The organism is Pseudomonas sp. Y24-6 (assembly GCF_020295325.1).
Classification (GTDB): Bacteria; Pseudomonadota; Gammaproteobacteria; order Pseudomonadales; family Pseudomonadaceae; genus Aquipseudomonas; species Aquipseudomonas gregormendelii.
This window is the reverse complement of record NZ_JACBXG010000011.1, coordinates 112,679-132,128: the sequence shown is the minus strand read 5'-3', so window position 1 is coordinate 132,128 and position 19,450 is coordinate 112,679. Positions and strand designations below refer to the sequence as shown.

The 19,450-nt window shown below is 57.7% G+C and carries 19 protein-coding genes; 2 read left to right on the top strand and 17 right to left on the bottom strand.

From position 1 onward, the window contains the following. Positions 1–2 precede the first annotated feature (2 nt). The 15 genes from HYI44_RS20890 to HYI44_RS20820 form a co-directional block, all read right to left on the bottom strand. On the bottom strand, positions 3–860 hold the full coding sequence (locus HYI44_RS20890) for a cache domain-containing protein (protein WP_412548502.1): 858 nt from the start codon (positions 858–860) through the stop codon (positions 3–5). Between the two features lie 80 nt (positions 861–940). Beyond that, positions 941–1,792, bottom strand: coding sequence for a pantoate--beta-alanine ligase (gene panC / locus HYI44_RS20885; protein WP_225570388.1), 852 nt, complete (start codon positions 1,790–1,792; stop codon positions 941–943). Positions 1,793–1,796: 4 nt separating this feature from the next. Then, positions 1,797–2,348: a glutathione peroxidase gene (locus HYI44_RS20880; RefSeq protein WP_225570387.1), complete on the bottom strand. Its 552-nt coding sequence runs from the start codon at positions 2,346–2,348 to the stop codon at positions 1,797–1,799. A 24-nt stretch (positions 2,349–2,372) separates the two neighbouring features. Further along, positions 2,373–3,497, bottom strand: a complete 1,125-nt coding sequence (locus HYI44_RS20875) for an acyl-CoA dehydrogenase family protein (protein ID WP_225570386.1) — start codon at positions 3,495–3,497, stop codon at positions 2,373–2,375. Positions 3,498–3,539: 42 nt separating this feature from the next. Beyond that, positions 3,540–4,340, bottom strand: coding sequence for a crotonase/enoyl-CoA hydratase family protein (locus tag HYI44_RS20870; RefSeq protein ID WP_225570385.1), 801 nt, complete (start codon positions 4,338–4,340; stop codon positions 3,540–3,542). Beyond that, on the bottom strand, positions 4,337–5,410 hold the full coding sequence (locus HYI44_RS20865) for an acyl-CoA dehydrogenase family protein (RefSeq protein WP_225570384.1): 1,074 nt from the start codon (positions 5,408–5,410) through the stop codon (positions 4,337–4,339). Before HYI44_RS20865 ends, HYI44_RS20870 begins: the two co-directional genes overlap by 4 nt. Continuing rightward, positions 5,410–6,558, bottom strand: a complete 1,149-nt coding sequence (locus HYI44_RS20860; RefSeq protein ID WP_225570383.1) for an acyl-CoA dehydrogenase family protein — start codon at positions 6,556–6,558, stop codon at positions 5,410–5,412. The genes HYI44_RS20865 and HYI44_RS20860 overlap by 1 nt, the downstream gene beginning before the upstream one ends. Positions 6,559–6,669: 111 nt before the next feature. Then, complete coding sequence (locus HYI44_RS20855; protein WP_225570382.1) at positions 6,670–7,977, bottom strand: amidohydrolase family protein; 1,308 nt, start codon at positions 7,975–7,977, stop codon at positions 6,670–6,672. A gap of 111 nt (positions 7,978–8,088) precedes the next feature. After that, positions 8,089–9,366 carry a cytochrome P450 gene (locus tag HYI44_RS20850; protein WP_225570381.1) on the bottom strand — a complete coding sequence of 426 codons (1,278 nt, stop codon included), beginning with the start codon at positions 9,364–9,366 and terminating at the stop codon, positions 8,089–8,091. 139 nt (positions 9,367–9,505) lie between these two features. Then, positions 9,506–10,009, bottom strand: a complete 504-nt coding sequence (locus HYI44_RS20845; protein ID WP_225570380.1) for a carboxymuconolactone decarboxylase family protein — start codon at positions 10,007–10,009, stop codon at positions 9,506–9,508. Between the two features lies 1 nt (position 10,010). Further along, positions 10,011–11,186 carry a thiolase family protein gene (locus HYI44_RS20840; RefSeq protein WP_225570379.1) on the bottom strand — a complete coding sequence of 392 codons (1,176 nt, stop codon included), beginning with the start codon at positions 11,184–11,186 and terminating at the stop codon, positions 10,011–10,013. Next, complete coding sequence (locus HYI44_RS20835) at positions 11,183–12,085, bottom strand: 3-hydroxyacyl-CoA dehydrogenase (protein ID WP_318653941.1); 903 nt, start codon at positions 12,083–12,085, stop codon at positions 11,183–11,185. The genes HYI44_RS20840 and HYI44_RS20835 overlap by 4 nt, the downstream gene beginning before the upstream one ends. 13 nt (positions 12,086–12,098) lie before the next feature. Then, a complete protein-coding gene (locus HYI44_RS20830) occupies positions 12,099–12,950 on the bottom strand; it encodes a fumarylacetoacetate hydrolase family protein (RefSeq protein WP_225570377.1) in 852 nt (283 codons plus the stop codon). Then, on the bottom strand, positions 12,950–14,014 hold the full coding sequence (locus tag HYI44_RS20825) for an amidohydrolase family protein (protein ID WP_150578816.1): 1,065 nt from the start codon (positions 14,012–14,014) through the stop codon (positions 12,950–12,952). The genes HYI44_RS20830 and HYI44_RS20825 overlap by 1 nt, the downstream gene beginning before the upstream one ends. Before the next feature lie 344 nt (positions 14,015–14,358). Continuing rightward, complete coding sequence (locus HYI44_RS20820) at positions 14,359–15,090, bottom strand: TetR/AcrR family transcriptional regulator (RefSeq protein WP_225570376.1); 732 nt, start codon at positions 15,088–15,090, stop codon at positions 14,359–14,361. A 183-nt stretch (positions 15,091–15,273) separates the two neighbouring features. Here HYI44_RS20820 and HYI44_RS20815 point away from each other — a divergent pair, with 183 nt between their 5' ends. Then, on the top strand, positions 15,274–16,905 hold the full coding sequence (locus tag HYI44_RS20815; RefSeq protein ID WP_225570375.1) for an ATP-dependent acyl-CoA ligase: 1,632 nt from the start codon (positions 15,274–15,276) through the stop codon (positions 16,903–16,905). A 183-nt stretch (positions 16,906–17,088) separates the two neighbouring features. On the opposite strand, the gene HYI44_RS20810 is transcribed toward HYI44_RS20815, so the two are convergent. After that, a complete protein-coding gene (locus HYI44_RS20810) occupies positions 17,089–17,889 on the bottom strand; it encodes an SDR family NAD(P)-dependent oxidoreductase (RefSeq protein ID WP_225570374.1) in 801 nt (266 codons plus the stop codon). Positions 17,890–17,990: 101 nt separating this feature from the next. Here HYI44_RS20810 and HYI44_RS20805 point away from each other — a divergent pair, with 101 nt between their 5' ends. Next, positions 17,991–18,731, top strand: coding sequence for a DUF2889 domain-containing protein (locus HYI44_RS20805; RefSeq protein WP_225570373.1), 741 nt, complete (start codon positions 17,991–17,993; stop codon positions 18,729–18,731). Between the two features lie 83 nt (positions 18,732–18,814). Here HYI44_RS20805 and HYI44_RS20800 read toward each other — a convergent pair whose 3' ends face one another. Continuing rightward, positions 18,815–19,390 carry an aromatic-ring-hydroxylating dioxygenase subunit beta gene (locus tag HYI44_RS20800; protein ID WP_225570372.1) on the bottom strand — a complete coding sequence of 192 codons (576 nt, stop codon included), beginning with the start codon at positions 19,388–19,390 and terminating at the stop codon, positions 18,815–18,817. Positions 19,391–19,450: the final 60 nt, after the last annotated feature.

The window sequence follows — 19,450 nt, the reverse complement described above, 5'->3', positions numbered from 1 at the left end:
GGTCACTTGATTGCATAACTGCCCACGGCAACGATGTAGCCGTTCACTCGCTGCACGAACGTTCGCTTGTACTCATTCTGCCCGGTCATAGGGTTGCGCCACTGATAGGTGATTTCCCCCGTTTCATGCGCGTTAACCAGCCTGAGGATGTCTTCGCCAATCGGCTTGCCGTCGGTTGAACGCAACGACTTAAAGTCGGTGCCGATCAGGCGTGGCGTAAAACCATGAGCGACAAACCGCTGGGTTTTCCGGTCCACCACAAAGGCGTAGAGATCGTCCTGAGTCAGGGTCTTGTCGTGCTTGTTGATGAGCGCCAATGTGGTTATCGCATCGCTGGCGACTTTCCCGGAAATCTGCTGCAGCAACGCTTGCGCCTGTTCGGGACTGGCCCGTGGCATGTAGTAACCGACAGAGATCACACGGTCCTCTATACGTTGGTAAAACACGCGTTTGCGTTCGACCTTACCATGTTGCCAGTTCCACCAGCGATATTCGGCGCTGTGCACGACTCCGTCGTCGGGCCGCGAGATGGCTTGCTGAAACGCAACTTTGAGGTCGTCGTCGAGAACGCTGACCACCGGTTTGCCGACCAGTGAAACTGAAGGCCCGCCGCTGGCAAGCATGACACCAGAGGTGCTGACCACGTAGATGTACAACTCGCCATCAACATAAGCACCCTGCCGGCTAAACTCTGCCAAAGCGCTGTCGCCCTTGGCTTTGTAGGCTGCGACGGCCTTTGCCAGCAAGGCGTTGGCACGCTGGGTATCCATGTCATAAGCATCTGGGGGTGCCGGTTGAGCGGCGACGACGAAGGCCACAAGGCACAGGCCAAGCACGGCGAAAGTTCGATAAAGGCTCATTGTTGTTATTCCTCTGCTGATCTTTCTGATGTCGCGATGGCCTGAGACCAGCGCACTGGCTGCCCTCATGGTTGATTGAATCACCGCAAGTCCACGGTCAAATTATCGATAAGCCGCGTGGTACCAATGCGGGCCGCTACCAGAAGTACCAGATGAGCAGCGCCCTCCCTCGCCGGAGCCAAATCCTGTGCATTACGGATTTCGAAGTAGTCCACATTGACGCCCGCATCAATCATGCGTTGCCGACATGCCTGAAGCAGCGACTCGTCCACCCGATGAAGTTCGCGAATCGACGCCGCCATTTCTTTCAAACTCGCGTAAAGAACGGGGGCGATTCTGCGTTGCTGTTCACTTAGGTAGCCGTTGCGCGATGACAACGCCAACCCATCCGCTGCCCGGATGGTCGGCGCACCGACAATATCGGTCAGCATGTTGAGGCCCTTGACCATCGAACGAACAACGGCCAATTGCTGATAATCCTTCTCGCCGAAAACCGCGACGTCGGGCTGCACAATGTTCAACAACTTAATGACGACAGTCGCCATGCCATCGAAGTGACCAGGCCGTGCACTGCCGCAAAGTCCCTCTGACACCTGCGGTACATTGACGATGGCCTGATTGAGCATGCCATCCGGATAGATTTGCTCGACTGCCGGGGCGAACAGCACATCACAGCCAGCGTTGACCAGTTTCTCGCGGTCGGCATCGGGCGTCCGGGGATAGTTGGCCAAGTCTTCATTCGCGCCGAACTGCAGCGGATTAACGAAGATACTCGCGACCACGAAGTCAGCCCGCTGTCTTGCGCAGTGAATCAGCGCGATATGCCCGTCATGCAAGTTGCCCATGGTCGGCACCAGGGCGACTTTCTTCTGCTCACTCCGTGCACGGGCGACCAGCGCACGAAGCGCGCTGATTGTTTCGACTGTCTGCACCGCTTCAGGCCTCTTGGGCTAGTTGAGCGTCGATTGCCTCAAGCAGACGGGGATCATCAGCCGCAACGTCTGGCGCAAAACGAGCGACAACTTCACCCTGACGATCAATCAGGAATTTTTCGAAATTCCACAGGACTTCCGTGGTGTTTTGCGACTCGATGCCATAACCCTTGAGCCGTTCACGGAACGGGCCTTCACCGGTGGATTCGAGTTGCGCAGCAGTCAACTCGATGTAAAGGGGATGCTTGTCCTCACCGGTCACTGAGATTTTCGTGAACAACGGAAAGTGAACGTCATAGTTGACTGAGCAGAACTCAGCTATCTGCGCGTCAGTACCGGGTTCCTGTTCCTTGAAATCGTTGGCCGGGAAACCGAGCACCTCCAAACCCAGGGATTTTTTGCTCTGGTAGAGCTTTTCCAGGCCTTCGTATTGCGGGGTCAGGCCGCACTTTGAGGCGACGTTGACCACCAGCAAGACTTTGCCGCGGTAATTGCCAAGACGGGTGGAGCTGCCATCGATCTGCTTCAGCGAAATGTCGTAAAGGGAATTACTCATCTGTTTGCCCCATGCAAGTGTGCTTCAAAGGGTACGGCCGATAATTTCTTTCATGATTTCCGAAGTACCGCCGTAGATCCGGGCCACTCGGGCGTCGACCCAGGCGCGGCTGATCTTGTATTCACTCATGAAGCCGTAGCCGCCATGCAACTGCAGGAACTCATCAAGCAGTTTGCCCTGCATTTCCGAGCCCAGCAGTTTGGCCATTGCCGCAATTTCAGGGGTCAGCTCGCCGCGCATCACCTTGGCCAGGCAGTCGTCTACGAAGACTCGCAACATAGTGGCCTGAGCCTTGGCTTCGGCCAGTTTGAAACGGGTGTTCTGGAAATCCAGCACCGGTTTGCCGAATACCTTGCGTTCGCGGGTGTAATCGATGGTCTCTTCAAGCAGCGTATCGATCGACTGAGCGGCGCGAATGGCGATGATCAGACGTTCCCAGGCGAGTTGATGGGTCAGGTATTTGAAACCCATCCCCTCCTCCCCCAACCGGTTGCCGACCGGTACTCGCACTTCATCGAAAAACAGTTCGGCGGTGTCTTGCCCTTTCAGGCCGATCTTTTCCAGCAGACGTCCTTTTGCGAATCCTGCGCGGCCTTCTTCGACGCAGATGAGGGTCAGTTCCTTCGCGCAAGGGTCCATCTTGGTCGCAGTGACCACCAGGCCGGCGTTACCGCCGTTGGTAATGAAGGTTTTCTGACCGTTGACGATGTAGTCGTCACCGTCAACCCGGGCCGAAGTGCGCATGGCTCGCAGGTCACTGCCAATGCCCGGCTCGCTCATGGCAATCACACCGATCAATTCGCCGCTGACCATGCGTGGCAGCCATTGCTGCTTTTGTTCTTCGGAACCATAAGCAACGATGTAAGGGGTGACAATTTCAGAGTGCGTGGTAAAACCCACGGCAGTGGCGTTGGCGCGCGCCAGTTCCTCGATCATGACCGCCGAGTGACCAAAGTCGCCCCCCGGGCCACCGTATTCTTCGGGCACCGTGGAGCATAACAAACCATTCTCTCCGGCCTTGAGCCAGACTTCCTTGGGAACGATGCCGTTTTTTTCCCATTCATGCAGATAGGGCACGATTTCGCGGTCGACGAAACGCCGGGCCTGATCACGGAACATGTTGTGGTCTTCTCGAAATACGCCACGCATTTTGCTTACTCCCGATCGATTCTTGTTGTGGACGTCAAGTGATCAGCGGTCCTGGTATTGGGGTTCGCGCTTATCGACAAAAGCCGCCACGGCTTCCTGATGGTCTTGGGTGTGATGGGCCAGGGCCTGATAGGCCGCCGATAACTCCAGCAGTGAATCCAGGCGCATATGCTGGCCCTCACGCAACAGGCGCTTGCACAAACGCAACGCATGGCCCGGGTTGCTGGCAATGCGTCTAGCCAGTGCCTGTGCTTCCGATTGCAGGGTCTCGTGGGTGCAGACTTGCTCCACCAGCCCCCAATCCAGCGCTTTCGCGGCATCGATCGCGTCACCGGTAAACGCCATCAGACTGGCCTTCGGGATACCGATGATGCGCGGTAACAACCACGCGCCGCCGTCGCCCGGGACAATGCCCAGGCGCACAAAGCTCTCGGCAAAAATGGCCTTGGGCGCCGCCAGGCGGATGTCGCACATACAAGCCAGATCCAGGCCCGCGCCAATTGCCGGGCCGTTAACTGCAGCGATCACTGGGATGTCCAGCTCGTAGATCGCCAACGGAATTCGCTGGATGCCATCGCGGTATGTATTGCGCAGTTCATACGGCGAACCGGCGAAAATGCCGCCGCGCTCGTGCATGTCCTTGACGTTGCCGCCGGCACAGAACGCGCTGCCATTACCGGTGAGCACCATCACCCGCACCGACATGTCACGGCGCAGTTCGGCGCAGAGGTCGACGAATTCCTGGATCTGTTCGTGCGTAGTCAGCGCATTTCGGGTTTCGGGATGGTTCATACGCACGGTGACGATGCCGCCCTCGCGCTCAATCTGCAGGAAGGCACTCATACCGGGGTACTCGAAAGACGGGTTAAAGGTTGATGGCCGGGGCTGGTCAATAAAGGCCAGTAATCAACGCTGCCTGCCTGGCATATCTGCCTGCCCAGGCGCTGACTCCAAAGGCTGGCGGAGCCGAATTCGCTGCGCCACGCCCACAACCGACGGGTCAGCAGATGCAGCGGATATTCCTCGGTAAAACCTATGGCGCCGTGTACCGAATGGGCAATACCTGCGCCAACGCTCGCCGCTTCTGCCGTACTGATTTTTGCAGCGGCGATGGTGAACGCGGCGAGGCCGCAACCGGATTCGGTGAAGGCCGCCTCGGCCGCTATCCCGGCAGCGGCAGCCTGTTCAGCGAACACCGCCAATTGTTGCTGGATGGCCTGGAACGAGCCGATGGGCTTGCCGAATTGTTTGCGTTCGCCAGCATAGTTGGCGGTCATGTCCAACAGAGCGTGCAATGCCCCCGCTGACTGTGCTGCCCGGAGCATCGCGCCGCCCAGTTCCAGCACATCGACGTCAAGCCCGCTTGGCAGCGGCGCATGCGCCAACACCTGGACATTGGTGAAGTCAAGGCCGTCACGTGGTTCGCCCGCAACGTTCAGGCTCAACGTCAGTTCGCTCGCACTGCTGCGCGGCAGCAGCACCACGTGTGCTGCGCCGGCGGAGTCACTGGCGACCGCAACTATCGCTTCGACATTGCGTCCCCACGGGACCGCTGCAAGGCTGCCGGAAACACACTCGCCATCGAGTACGAGCTCGGCGTTGGCAGCGACGCTGAGGGCGCCCGCCTTGCCCTCAAGGCCCGCTGTGCTCAGCAGCCAGTTGCCCAGCAGTGCTTCAGCCAGTGGAGCGGGAACGCAATAGCGCCCGGCAGCACGGACCAGCACATACATATCGGCCCAGCTGGCGTCGGCACCGCCGAGTGCTTCACTGACACCCGCCAGGGTAAAGCCTGAATCATCGAGCGCAGCCCATAACTCGGCCGGCCATTCACCGCCTTCGCAGCTCATGACATAAGCCGGTGTCGCCAGATCGGCAAAGAGGCGTTCAATCGTGGTTTCAAATATCTCGCGCATTATCGCAACCCCAGGCCGCGGGCAATGATGCCGCGCAGAATTTCGCGGGTGCCCCCACGCAGTGAGAATGACGGCGCCATCTGGGTCAGGTAGGCCAGCACGCGCGCGTGCTCGCTGCCGCCATCCTGCCGTGGCTCGGTTTCCAGAAGCAGCTGGGCAACCTCTGGAATTTCCTGTTCAAAGGCATTGCCGAGGTCTTTCACGCATGAGGCAGCCCAGGCGGGATGTTCGCCCGCGGCCAACTGAGCCGTGACCGACAACGACATGTTGCGCAAGGTCAGCAATTTGGCAGACAAACGCCCGATCTCTCGTGCCTGCAGCGCATCAGGTGTCTTGCCCACCGCATCAATCAACGTTTTCAACAACGCCAGGCAACTGAGAAAACGCTCCGGGCCGCTGCGCTCGAACGCCAGTTCGGCGGTGACTTGATCCCATCCCTTGCCTTCAGTACCAATCAAGGCATTGCCAGGCAACCGCACATTGTCAAAGAACACCTCGTTGAAATGCTCGCCACCGGCGAGGTCTCGAATAGGCCGGATGGTGATTCCGGGCAAGCTCAAGTCGACAATAAATTGCGACATGCCGTCATGCCGGGCCGCTTGTTTTTCACCGGTACGCACCAGGGCAATCATGTAATGCGAGTGGTGCGCATTGGTAGTCCAGACTTTTTGCCCGTTAACCAGCCAGTCATCGCCATCACGCGCCGCAGTGCTTTTGATGGATGCCAGGTCTGATCCGGAATTGGGCTCGCTCATGCCAATGCAGAAGTAACTCTCCCCCCTGCAAATGGCCGGCAGATAATCCTGCTTTTGTTGCTCTGTGCCGAATCGGTTGATCAGCGGCCCACTCTGCCGGTCGGCGATCCAGTGGGCCGAAACCGGTGCGCCGGCTGCCAGCAACTCTTCGATGATGACGTAACGAGCGAACGGCCCGGCTTCCCGGCCACCGTAAACTTTCGGCAATGCCATGCCGACCCAGCCTTTGGCGCCTAGTTTTTTACTGAATTCGGCATCGAATCCCATCCAGGATTGAGCGCTCAACAGGGGTGGGAAATCGGCCAGCGTCTCACGAATGAACGCACGCACTTGCGGGCGAAGCGCTTGCGTCTCGGGAGGGATACTGCTGTAGGAAAATTGACTGATGGCCATATGCGCTCTCTAACGGCTGAACACTGGCGCAATCGCTTCGGACGAAGCGACCACTGAACCGCAACCACCCCACAGTCGCCGTTGGCCGGCGACTGCAGGAACAGCAGCGACTTACAACGCGGTTTGCGCGTCAGCCTCGGCAAACATCGCATTGATGTCGCCGGAGGTAACAGGCTTGTTGTCCTGGCGACCGTGATCGGCACCACCCAGACCCAATGCCGGCTCGATGCTGACGTGCGTGGCTTGCGCCCGCAGTGCAGCAACGGTGCAGTTTTCACGACCGTGGATGGCGAACGGATCGAAGGAAAACTCGCGCATTGCGTTCAAGTGAGTGATCTTGTCGATCATCTCTTTAGGCAGATGTTGCAAACCTTCCCATGCGGTTTCCGGCGAGTTCGGCCATGTGCAGTCGGAGTGCGGGTAATCGCTCTCCCAAGTGACCATCTCGGCGTTCAGGTAATCGAGGTTCTTCAGACCGAAGTTATCCTCGATGAAGCAGGTGATGAAGTGTTTGTTGAAGATGTCACTGGGCATCTTCCCTTCAAAGTTGGAGTTGGTCCACGCGTTATGATGACGGTGGGTGAAGTCAGCACGCTCCAGCAGATAGGGAATCCAGCCGATCCCGCCTTCAGAAAGGGCCATGCGCAGGTCCGGAAATTTCTTCCACATCGGTGCCCATATCCAGTCGGCGGCGGAGTTGGCGATGGAAATCGGCATGGAGGTGATCCAGGCATCGATAGGTGACAAATCCGAAGCGTGCTGGGCTTTTACGCCGGTTCCGATATGACAGCAGATCACGACCTTATTGTCGCTGCAGGCTTTCCACAGAGGATCCCAGTAATCGCTGTGAATCGACGGGTAACCATGAATGGCGGGGTTGTCCGACAGCGACAGCGCGTGCACACCCTGTTTTGCCAGACGCTGGACTTCAGCGGCAGCGGCTTTCATGTCCCACCACGGCACGATCATCAGCGGGATGAAACGGCCCGGTGCTGCGTTGCACCAATCGTGCAGATGCCAGTCGTTGTAAGCCTGGATCGCGGCCAAGGACACGTCGCGGTCCGCGTGCATCTGAAAACGCTGACCAGCAAAGCCGGGAAAGGTGGGGAAGCACAATGAACCGAGCACGCCATTGGCGTTCATGTCGTCGACGCGGTCCTTTACATTCCAGGTGCCACGGCGCATTTGATCGTAGCCCAACGGCTCCATGCCGTATTCTTCTTTGGGTCGGCCGACTACGGAATTAAGGCCCATGTAACCAGTGGCCTGTTCCTCAAAGACCCACACATCGCGATCGCCTTTCTTGACCACATGTGGCTCACGCCCCTTGAAGCGTGCAGGCATGTGGCGAGCAAAAGCGTTTGGCGGCTCGATCGCGTGGTCATCGACACTGACGAGAATCAGATCTTCAACTTTCATTGTTTTCCCCTTCGCATTCGGGCTTGTTGTTGTGCCTGAATCATAGTGCACATCCCGCTAAAACTAAACACATTTATTGATTATGTTCATATTAATTCAGGTTCGTGTGCATCAGTCCCACAGCACATGCAGATAGTGCGGGCCGCGCAGCTGTGCGCCGACAATCATTGGGCCTGGTTTGTCGGGGTCTAGACGAATATTGGGCATCAGGTCGAGAATGGCATTCAACGCGCAGTTGATCTCGGTTTTAGCGACAAACTGACCTATGCACATGTGAGGGCCAAAGCCGAACCCGAAGGACGGTTTCGGTTTGCGGTCAATGTCGAACGTGTCAGCGTTTACGAAAGCATCCTCATCGCGGTTAGCGGACGTCACGATGCACTGCACCATCGCACCTTTAGGGATCGCCACACCGCGAATTTCCAGGTCTTTGGCAGCCTGGCGCACCTTGAAGGTGGCCACCGGCTCGAAGCGCACCGCTTCATCGATGGCCTTGTTCACCAGGCTGCGATCATTGCGCACCCGCTCCAGCACATCCGGATTTTGCAGAAGCAAGGACATCAGCGTGCCAAATGTGCGAGTAGTGGTCTCACTGGCCGCCGGGAGCAGTGAGCGCACGAAAGTGGCGATTTCATGGTCGTCCAGCGACCGTCCCTCATACTCGGCGTTGATCAGCCTGCTGATCAGATCGTCGCCCGATGCACCCTGTGCGCGACGTTCCGACACGACAACTTTCACCACATCGTAAAGCGACTGCGCGGCCTGCATCGCAGCGCCGCGTGCTGCAGCGGCTTTTTCCGGATCGACTTGCGGACCTGCCAGGATGGCCAGCGCCCAGGCGGCATACTGCTCGATCTGCTCGGGGCGATCTTCGGGAAAACCGATCAGCGAGTAGATCACGCGAATGGGGAAGTACAGGGCGAAGTCCATCAGATCGGCGCCTTTGGCCGGCACCATCGGTTTGAGATACTCCTCGCGAATCACCCGGTCGATCTTGGTTTCTTTCCAGCGATTCACCGTGTCCGGCATGAATACCGGCTGCAACAGGTTGCGGATGTTCTTGTGCGCTTCGCCGTCCATTGCGGTGAGGATCAGACCATCAAAAAACGCACCCAACCCTTCGGCGATAAAGCCGCTGGTGAACGTGTTGGCGTCACGCATGACAGCCATGACATCGTCATACTTGAACAAGGTGAAGGTCGGCCGGCTGGCATCGAGCCCGGCGATGGTCGGCACGCCCAGCCGGGCCATGAAATTATCTTGCAGCACGGGCGAATTGGCGCGCATATCGCGATAAGTCGCGTGCAGGTCGATATCGCTGTTACCGCGATAATTGCTGGCTACATCGGTAAAAGCCTTGGTCAGATCGTTCTGCGCCGGTGTGGACATGATCGTCTCCGCTATTTTTGTCATTATTTTTTTAAGGCAGGCTACTGAAGGACGCGCCTACCGCCTGATAATAGGCCCGCGACGGACTGTATTGGACACTTATTGATAATTCGAACAACTATTTGTGCTGCGAGACATGTCAGTAGGCTTGCTGGACCAATGTCATACGCCCGCCCGCTAACATCAGCGCACAGTACAGCCCAAGCTCTGCGACCTGAGCCACCGAGAAATACTCACCAAGTCGAAGGAAATGCGTGTCGTCAATCGCCAGGTAATCGCTGGCGAACAACTCGGCGTAACACAACGCGGCGCACTCTGCCGACGTAAAGTGCTCGCTGTGCGTGGCCATGCAGGCTATGTCCTCTTCAGTCACTGAATCGGACTTGCGTGCCAACTGACAGGCCTGACATGTGGTGATGCTGGCAATTTTCAGACGCACCAGCTCACGAAGGCGCTCATCGAGCAGACTTTCGCTGTGCAGACTCTCCATCAAACCTAGCCAGGCTAATGCTACGTCGGGTCGATGCGCCCAGACCTGGACCGGCGTGATTGAACTGAGCATACGGCTGCGCTGACCACGCTCGACTGCTGCTTGAAGCGCAGCCGGCATGGCGTCCAGAGGAATCAGCGGAAGACGCGCCACCTCAATCGAGCCGTTCGATGATGGTCGCCGTACCCATGCCGCCGGCGCAGCAAATGGCCTGGAGGCCAAAACGTCCGCCTCGGCGCTCCAGCTCATTCAACAACGTAGTCATCAGTCGCGCGCCGCTGGCGCCCAATGGATGGCCCAAGGCAATGGCGCCGCCATTGACGTTCAACTTGTCGTGCGGCACCCCCGTCTCTTGCATCCAGGCCAACGGCACACAGGCAAATGCTTCGTTGACTTCGAACAAGTCGATGTCATTGATGCCCAGCCCGGCCTTGGCCAACACTTTCTGAGTGGCGGCAACGGGGCCGGTGAGCATCAATGTCGGATCGGACCCAACGGTGGTGAAGGCGACGATCCGCGCGCGCGCCTTAAGGCCGAGTTTTTTCGCAGTGTCAGCGCTCATCAACAGCAACGCCGCCGCCCCGTCGGATATTTGAGACGAGTTGCCAGCCGTGATGCGACCTGTGTCCGGGCGAAAACTGGTCTTGAGCGTCGAGAGTTTTTCCCGCGAGGTATCACGTCGGATGGTTTCATCCCGGTTCAGCACCGCTGCGGGCTCCGAAAGTCCGTGCTCGCGAAGCGCCTCGACGGCGACCGACACCATTTCATTATCGAAATGACCGGCATCGGACGCCGCCGCAGCGCGCTGGTGGCTGGCGAATGCGAAATCATCCAAGGCATCGCGGCTGAGCGACCACTTGTCAGCTATACGCTCGGCCGCCTCGCCTTGACTTGTCAGTTCGTAACGCTGTGAAGCCATCCAGCCAAACGCCTGGCCATGGATCTCGCGGTTGCTGCCCATGGGCACGCGGCTCATGTTCTCCGCACCGCCGGCCACCACGATATCCGCTGAACCCGCTGCAATGGCACCTGCCGCCAAATGCACCGCCACTTCCCCCGAGCCACATTTGCGGTCGATGGTCAGCCCGGCCACGGTGACCGGCCAACCCGCACCCAGCAATGCGGTGCGGGCGATATTAGCGGACTGTTCGCCAATTTGGGTGACATTGCCGAAGATCACGTCATCGACGAGAGCGGGTGACACATCCACTCGCTCCAGCAAGCGACTGATCACCAGCGACCCGAGGTGATCGGCCCGCACGGTGGCCAGGCTGCCGCGAAACTTGCCAATCGGCGTACGCACCGCATCTACAATCACGATGTCTTTCATAGCGCGCTCGCCTTGAGTCCGGAACCAGGTATCTGTTTGCCCTCTTCATAGCGATAAACACCCTGTCCGGACTTTCGACCCAGCCGACCGGCAGCGACCATTTTTATGATCAGCGGGCACGGACGGAATTTGTCGCCCAAGGTCTGGTGCAGATACCGCAGGACAGACAATCGCGTATCCCAACCGGTCAGGTCACCCAATTCCAGCGGGCCCATCGGATGGTTGAAACCCAACCGCAGTGCCGTGTCGATGTCTTCGGCGGTGGCGGTGCCCTCTTGCAGCATCCACATCGCCTCGTTACCCAAGAGCGCAGACATGCGGCTAGTGGTTAGCCCTGGCGATTCGTTGACGATGATCGAGGTTTTGCTGATCTGCTCACAGAGGATGCGCGTGCGCGTCACCACTTCATCGCTTGTGGCAAGTCCACGGACGAGTTCTACCAGCTTCATTTTGTGTACAGGGTTAAAAAAGTGCATGCCGATCACATGATCGGCACAGTCCACCGATGCGGCAATCTCGGTCACGCTGAGGGCCGAGGTATTGGTGGCGATAATTGCACCTGGCGCCATCAGTGGTGCCGCCTGGGCGAGCACCGCCTTCTTTACCGCCAACTGCTCGGAGACTGTTTCCACCAGCCAGTTGGCGCCACTTGCCGCTTCACTCAAGTCACTGCAGGTCTGAAGATTGGCGAGTGATCGCTGTGCATTTTCTTCGCTGACCTTACCCAGGCGGACACCGTCGGCAAAAATCTTTTCAATACTGCCCCGGGCGCTCGTCAATGAGATGGCGTTGGTATCGACCAATACCGTGTTGAACCCGGAACTGGCGAACGCGTGCGCAATACCGGTGCCCATCAAACCTGCACCGACCACGACTACTTTTTCATTATTGGCGTTCATTTTTGGCTCTCGATTAGGCGCGGTTCTTTTTGCTGACCACATTGCGCAACGTGCCAATGCCTTCAACGCTGGCTTCGACCACATCACCCTCCTTGAGGAACAGACCGGTGCCCATCCCCACTCCCGCCGGCGAGCCCGTGAACAACACATCGCCACAGGCAAAACTTGACCGCTGCTGTACAAAGCGGATCAGGTGATCGACACCCCAGGTCATTTCGCCAGTCGAGCCGTCCTGGCGCGTCTCGCCGTTCACTTTAAGTGTCAGCCGCAGCCGCGGAGATCCCTCGGGGAATTCGTCTTTGGTCACGATCCAGGGCCCCAGACCTGTGGTCTGATCCTGGCTCTTGGCCGCAAACAGGTCCATGCCGATACCAGCCGGTCCACTGCGCTGCAGATCACGCGCGCTGACGTCATTGCCAACCGTGTAGCCCAGCACGCAGGCAAGCGGATTTTCCAGGTCGATCTCGGCAGTGCCGATGACGGCGACCAACTCAACCTCATGATCGAGTTCTTCAGTCAGTGGCGGAAAGCGTATCGGGTCATTGGCGCCGATTAGCGCGCCATAGGCCTTGAGAAACGCGACCGGCTGGGACGGCGCACTCAAGCCGAACTCGGCCAAATGCTTGGCATAGTTGGCGCCCGCCACGACCACACGATTGACCGGTTCAATCGGCGGTAGCAGGCGCATCTTGGACAGTGGCAGCGCCGGGCCAGCGAAGCGCAAAGAGCTGATGCCGCGCCCGGCCGCAACACCGGGCGCCCAGTCATTGAAGTTGCCGGAGATGGGCGTCACCTGGTCTTGTGCGACATCCACCACAGCCCAGAAGATGCCCGTATCGAAATACTCACATCGCGCCAGTTTCATCAGGCACCTACCTTGCCCAACTTGGCCGGATCGATGTGCAGCAAACGGCATGCGTTTTCGTAGCGGATCTTACGCAGGTCGGCATCAGACAGCTTCAGACCGTGGGTCAGATCATGGCGCACAGCGTCGCTGCCACCGAAGTTGCTGCCATACAGCACATGGTCGGCACCGATGATGTCTACCAGCGCCTGACGCATCGGAACTTCATGCAGCTCGACGTCAAAGTAGAAGTTCTTCATGTATTCGAGCAGCGGCTTCTTGTTGTATTTGACGTCGAGGTTCTCGTTGGTCTTGGCCAGGCGGCCCAGTTGGTACGGCACATAACCGCCGCCATGGGTGATGTAAACCTTGAGGTCGGGGAACCGGTCCAACACACCGCCGCAGATCAGGTTCCAGAAGCAACGGCTTTCGTCGTACTGCATACCCACGATTGCGGTGGTTTCATAGCGGTCGTCGTTAGCGTTCTTGCCCCATGTGACGGACTGGTTATAGCCGTGGATAAACATCGGCAGATCCAGGTCGCAGAGAGTTCGCCATACCACATCCAATTCCGGCGAATCGAATTCCAGCCCGCCGAAGTTCGCGCCACCAGCAACCAGACCTTTAGCGCCCAGTTCGGTGCAGGCGTGGCGCAATTCAGCCGCCGCCGCCTCGGGCGCATTCAATGGCACATGGGCCCAGAACATCAACCGGTCAGGGGCTGCAGAGCAGTACTCAGCCAGTGTTTCGTTGACCTTGCGGGCGAAAGGTACGGCGAACTCCGCTTCGGTCCAGTACATGTAGCAGTGAGACGGGACGGAAACTACCTGCAGGTTCTGTCCAGCCGCGTCCATGCCGGCCAGCCGTACTTTCGGGTCAGCCCAGCGAGCAAAATATTCTTCAAGCTTGGGGCCATTACCCGAGCGCACGGCAGCCTTACGCTCCGGCGATCCAAGACCCAGAATCCAGTCACCGACCCGCAGCTTGATATCGCCATCAGCGTGCTGCTCGAAGAACGGCCCCCAATGCGGGTGCTGGTTGTAATAGCCAGGGTGCGGTGCGTGGGCGTGGAGATCGATAAGCATGTCTTGGTACCTCGAAGTTGGCACTTTCTTGTTGGTTTTTAGCGCGGCGCCTTTGCGTGGACAGAATCTGGTTGCCGCGAAAAGGGGAGCCGGAAGCTCACTGCTCTGATCGAAGCTTAAATTTAAATTGAGCAGAAATCAAAATACTGTTCAATTTATTTTGTAGGCGCGCGAAAATACCCGATCCAGAGCCTTCGGCAAAAAGTGTAAAGCGCTTATCGAGGCCAGTTATCGGGATTTGGATACACAGGCTTGGGCAATGCGAAGCGAATAAGTGGGCGCACACAAATGCAAAACCCCCAATAAAAGGGGGCTTTGGCTACAGCGGTGGGTATTTCTGAATTTTAGCGACGGGTTCGTGAGGTCGAGCCCATTATTAGAGCACCAAGCAATTTTTTCACCCGGATCGGGAACAATCTACGACCGGCCGCTTCAGGCACCAGGATTTCGCTCAACACGTACCGAATGATCATTTCGCAAATCAGTTCACGATCGAGACGCACCCCGAGTCGCTCGTCCCAGTCATCGAACACTATGCCCAGGCCATCCTGAAAGCGCACGATCGAATCATGGAAAATCCGTCTGAAAAATCCCAGCGCATAATCAGGCGCGACCACCAGAAGGCGCCGGGCGCGGCTTTGCTCCAGGTAGTTGTCGAGGTAGGCGAACAGCGCATTCAGGCGTGCTTCCGGATCGCTGATGTGGCCCAGCTCCTGTGACAGCGAGCTGTGAAAACTTTCACGTTTATGTCGTGAAAAGGTGTCCAACAAGTCTTCTTGCGAGGCGAAATAGCGATAAAAGGTGCCGCGGGATACGCCTGCCACCTGGCACACGTCGAGTATCGAAATACGGTCCGCACCCGACATCAGCACGACTTCCTCAGTGGCTTTGAGGATGTTCGCAATGGTCTCTTCGGAACGGCGGTTCGGCTTGACCTTGTTGCCGGCCGAGGAATTGGCCGCAGCACGTCGCTCAAGCGATTTCTTTGGAGCCGTCGCTGCGTCAGGCGCCGCTTTCCTTTTGATTTTGGCGACTGGTTCAGGCGCCTCTGCTTTCTTCGATGCGGCTTTTGGCATGGGTTGACGGGCTCGGTAAAATTGAAGATTGGTCAACGTTATCACAAGATCTGTGCATAAATAACCGTATATGTTCAACTTATTGCTAAAGACATTTGCCAAGTTTGTATTTAGAATCCAATTCTCTCTTCAAAATAAAATCAGGTGCCCAGCCAGCTGCGGGTGCCTAAAAGGAGAAAACCGATGGGTAGCAGTGGACATCCGGAAACGTGGGCAGTGGGAGAACGAGACACTGTCATTGATGCGTTAGATCGCGCGGTAGCAAGGCATCCAGACAAGATATTGCTGGATTTCAGTGGTGAGTTATACAGTTATGCCCAGGTTGACTCACTCTCTACCAAGATGGCCAATGCATTGGCAACCTTGGGTGTTAACGCGGGCGAAACCGTGCTGACAATGCTCGACAACAATATTGATGCGGTCACCACCTGGCTCGCCATCAATAAGCTCTGTGCCGTGAGCGTGCCGATCAACACTGCACTCAAAGGCGAATTCCTTCGGCATCAGATCGCCGACACCGGCACCTCGGTGGTCATCTGCGAAGCGGCTTATGTGCCGCGCATCACCCCACTCGCCGATCAGTTGAAGGACGTTCACCACATCCTGCACCGTGGCACACTCGAGACTGCTGCGGACTGTCCGATTCGTGTGGCCCCACTCGATGAGTGCCGCGGGCATGACACCACCCCGCTCGCTCACAAACCGCAGCCTTCAGACCTTGCCTGCCTGATCTACACATCGGGCACCACCGGTCCCTCCAAGGGTTGCATGATCAGCTACAACTTCATGTGCAACCTGGCGCGCCTGCAATTGCGTGCTGGTCCCGCCAGTGCTGACGATGTGACCATCACGCCGCTGCCGCTGTTTCACATGAACGCGCTCTGCGTATCGATCATTGCCAGCATTCTGGTGGGGGCGCGCGCCGCCATTCTCCCGCGATTCTCGGTGTCGAACTTCTGGCCGGAAGTGGAGCGCTCGGGCGCAACCATCGCATCGATACTGGGCGGTATGGGCGGCCTCCTGGCCCAGGCGCCGGATAATGAAGCGATGCTGCGCTGCGTGGGTCAAATCCATACTGCGCGCGGTAACCCGTACACCGAAGAAACCAAAAAAATCTGGCGTGAGCGTTTCGGCACCAAACTGGTGGGCGGCAATGGCTATGGCCTGACCGAAGCGTGTGTGATCACTTCGTTGGCGGCGGGTGAATATGCCGCACCGGGTTCGTCGGGGAAGCGCATTGCCGATTTTGACGTAAGAATTGTCGATGAACTTGATCAGGAAGTGCCGCCGAATGCTGCGGGCGAGATCGTCGTGCGGCCGCTGAGGCCCGACATAATGTTCCAGGGCTACTGGCGCCGTCCGGAAGACACTCAGAAGTTGATGCGCAACATGTGGTTCCACACTGGCGACGTCGGCAAGTTCGATGATGACGGGTTCTTCTACTTTGTCGATCGCAAGAAGGATTACATGCGCCGCCGCGGCGAAAACATTTCCAGCTTCGAGATGGAAGCAGCTTTTGCTTCACATCCGGCATTGGCTGAAGTGGCAGTGCATGCCGTGCCTTCGGATAAAGGCGAGGATGATGTCAAGGTGACAGCGGTGCTGCACGAAGGTATGACGCTGGAGCCGGAGCAGCTATTCCATTGGGCGACTGATTCGGTGCCTTACTACGCATTGCCGCGTTACATTGAATTCCGCACCAGCTTGCCGAAAAATCCTCAGGGGCGAGTGTTGAAGTATTTGCTGCGTGATGAGGGCAAGACTCAGGCTACCTGGGATCTGGAAACGACTTCAATTGTGGTGTCCAAGAAATAACCTGAGAGGCATCCGACATTGAAAGCCCGCATTAAAGCGGGCTTTCTTTTGTTCGCGCTCTGGGCTCTTCGGAGTCTAATGGCAGCTGCCGACAACGTCTGGAGGTAAAGCAGTCGCGATACATGCACGCGGATTGACCACTGCTGTGCAGCCAGACGCAGGCTGCGCCAGCGGCTACAGAAATCAGTACTCGCGTACAGGAATGCCTTTGGGCCGGGAGTTATAGCCAGGCAGATGAAGCCCGCCATCCACATGGATCGTTTCACCTGTGATAAACCGCGACATCTCCGACGCCAGAAATACTACCACCGGCCCGATATCCGCTTCAGGTTCGCCACAGCGCCCTAGCGGCCGCATCGACGCGGACATCTCGGCAAACCCCGGATTCTCTGCAGCGAGCTTGTGGAAAGTGGCCCCCATCGCGGTAGGCGCGATAGCATTGGTGCGAATGTTGAACCGCCCCCATTCAGAGGCCGCACTTCGAGTCAGTCCGACAATCGCAGCTTTCGCCGTGTTGTAGTCGCCATGCAACCAGGCGCCGATCTCGACATCAATGGAGTAGAAGTTGATGATCTTGCCGCCCCCCCGCTCTTTCATGTGCGGCAACGCGGCTTTCATCGCCCACCAGGCCGCCCACACGGTAGAGCCCAGGGTTTGCTCCAGCATCGCATCGGTTTTTTCCTCCAGGAGTACATTGGGCGTTGGCGCAAAGGCGTTATTGACCAGGATGTCCAACCCACCAAATTGATCGACGGCCAGTTGCACGGCAGCTTCGATATCGGCTTTGCTGCACACGTCGGTCTTGATGAATGCAGCCCGGGCGCCCAGTGCTATAAGCTCGGCGACCACAGCCTCGCCACTGCTGACATCCAGTTCGGCGACCACCACGGCGGCGCCCTCCTTGGCAAAGTTCAGTGCAATGCCGCGACCGATACCGCCTCCTGCACCGGTAATCAGCGCAACCTGTTCGTTTAGCAGGGCCATAGTCACTCCATTTCTTGTTTTTTAGTGAACATTATTGGTTATAGTGTTCAAATATAGCTGATTTCGTCAGCTCGAACAGCACTGAGACAAGGATATTGAGGATGACTGTATTTCGTCGCCGCGTGGACATCATCGCTGTTACCGGCCAACGCCCCGGGGAAGTACGTGCAGCGCTGGAAGACGATTTTCACCACTTCCGCGTCTGGGTCCGCCACAACGGACATCACGTCACGGCCATCGGTGGCGAAGCGCTTCGCTATCCCTACTCCTTATGCCCGCAGGCGTGCAGCAATCTGGAACAATTGGTGGGCATGGAACTGGACCGGATCGCCCACTCAGTCACCCGCCAGGCAGATGCCAGTCATCAATGCACCCATCTTTTTGATCTGGCAGGTCTTGCCATTGCAGCTGCCGCGCGAGGAACCCGCCAGCGGCGCTATGAAATCACCATCGGCGAGCGCATCGACAACCGCACACGTGCCATCCTGATTCGCGACAGCCAGGAGGAACTGACCTGGGATGTCAACGGTACGTTCATTGAAGGCCCTTCGCCCTACTCCGGCATCAACCTGCGCGAAGGCATGGCACGCTGGGCATTGAATTCACTCAGTGAAGAAGCCGCTGAAGCTGCACTTTTATTGCGCCGCTGCACCCTGATTTCGATGGGCCGAGCCTACAACCTTGACTCGCAGATTCACGCTTCTTCCACCGCACGCTGTTTCAGCCAACAGCCCGAACGCGCGGAGCTGGCTTTGCGAATGAAAGGCTCGACGCTGGACTTCAGCCATGACAAGGCCAGCCTGTGCGCCCAGGATCAGCAGTGGCTTGGCCAGGAACGCTAGCCGAGCGCGCTCGCTCCACAGGGATTTCGGCCAGGAGCCTGGAGGTACGGCGATCCGGAAACGAACCGGACCGCCGGGTCAGGCTAGAGAAATACCGCCAGGTTGGGAGTACCGAGCACCGCCTGGTCAATGATTACTTCGCGTCGCGCCAGTTTGAATCCCGTCTCACTCAAGCGCAGCACGTCGCGGCGTTCGCCGCTAATAATATCGACATGGTGGTCTTTGAAACGGCTGCGCGTCAGCAACAGGTAACTGGTCACCACAAACTCATCGCTCTTGGCGGTTTCTTCAACAAACACGTTGGTGACCAAACGCCGTGTGCGCGAGGGAGGATCTTCAGCCCATGCGCTTTTGCCGGACAGGCGCAAGATACGGCCCATGATAGAGCGATAGTCATCGTGGTAGTGCTGAACGCTGCGCACGATAGTCGTTTTCAGTTCGGCCGCCAGCCGGGTCTGGCGTAGCGGCACGGTGTACACCAGATCGGTGTCCAGGCGTTCGGCCCACTCTTGCAGGCGAATCTGATCGAGCAGCGTGGCTTCCTCGTAGAGAAAAGTTACCACATCGTTATAGATCGGCGAACCTACAGGCACCCGTTTGGTGCCGACAGGCGAGCCCGGCTGGATATCTTCCACGCCGCGTTGTTGAACCTGAGCCATGAGTCTTTCCCTCACTGTTATTCTTGTAAATGCGGTTGCTGGCGAAAGCGGCCACTGAGG

What these genes read in the sequence shown, in the direction of transcription:
- HYI44_RS20800 (WP_225570372.1), bottom strand. Translation starts at nt 19,390, where the DNA reads ATGGCTCAGGTTCAACAACGCGGCGTGGAAGATATCCAGCCGGGCTCG.
- HYI44_RS20825 (WP_150578816.1), bottom strand. Translation starts at nt 14,014, where the DNA reads ATGCTTATCGATCTCCACGCCCACGCACCGCACCCTGGCTATTACAAC.
- HYI44_RS20820 (WP_225570376.1), bottom strand. Translation starts at nt 15,090, where the DNA reads ATGCCAAAAGCCGCATCGAAGAAAGCAGAGGCGCCTGAACCAGTCGCC.
- HYI44_RS20855 (WP_225570382.1), bottom strand. Translation starts at nt 7,977, where the DNA reads ATGAAAGTTGAAGATCTGATTCTCGTCAGTGTCGATGACCACGCGATC.
- HYI44_RS20875 (WP_225570386.1), bottom strand. Translation starts at nt 3,497, where the DNA reads ATGCGTGGCGTATTTCGAGAAGACCACAACATGTTCCGTGATCAGGCC.
- HYI44_RS20880 (WP_225570387.1), bottom strand. Translation starts at nt 2,348, where the DNA reads ATGAGTAATTCCCTTTACGACATTTCGCTGAAGCAGATCGATGGCAGC.
- HYI44_RS20805 (WP_225570373.1), top strand. Translation starts at nt 17,991, where the DNA reads ATGACTGTATTTCGTCGCCGCGTGGACATCATCGCTGTTACCGGCCAA.
- HYI44_RS20870 (WP_225570385.1), bottom strand. Translation starts at nt 4,340, where the DNA reads ATGAGTGCCTTCCTGCAGATTGAGCGCGAGGGCGGCATCGTCACCGTG.
- HYI44_RS20860 (WP_225570383.1), bottom strand. Translation starts at nt 6,558, where the DNA reads ATGGCCATCAGTCAATTTTCCTACAGCAGTATCCCTCCCGAGACGCAA.
- HYI44_RS20835 (WP_318653941.1), bottom strand. Translation starts at nt 12,085, where the DNA reads ATGAACGCCAATAATGAAAAAGTAGTCGTGGTCGGTGCAGGTTTGATG.
- HYI44_RS20890 (WP_412548502.1), bottom strand. Translation starts at nt 860, where the DNA reads ATGAGCCTTTATCGAACTTTCGCCGTGCTTGGCCTGTGCCTTGTGGCC.
- HYI44_RS20810 (WP_225570374.1), bottom strand. Translation starts at nt 17,889, where the DNA reads ATGGCCCTGCTAAACGAACAGGTTGCGCTGATTACCGGTGCAGGAGGC.
- HYI44_RS20815 (WP_225570375.1), top strand. Translation starts at nt 15,274, where the DNA reads ATGGGTAGCAGTGGACATCCGGAAACGTGGGCAGTGGGAGAACGAGAC.
- HYI44_RS20840 (WP_225570379.1), bottom strand. Translation starts at nt 11,186, where the DNA reads ATGAAAGACATCGTGATTGTAGATGCGGTGCGTACGCCGATTGGCAAG.
- HYI44_RS20830 (WP_225570377.1), bottom strand. Translation starts at nt 12,950, where the DNA reads ATGAAACTGGCGCGATGTGAGTATTTCGATACGGGCATCTTCTGGGCT.
- HYI44_RS20850 (WP_225570381.1), bottom strand. Translation starts at nt 9,366, where the DNA reads ATGTCCACACCGGCGCAGAACGATCTGACCAAGGCTTTTACCGATGTA.
- HYI44_RS20865 (WP_225570384.1), bottom strand. Translation starts at nt 5,410, where the DNA reads ATGCGCGAGATATTTGAAACCACGATTGAACGCCTCTTTGCCGATCTG.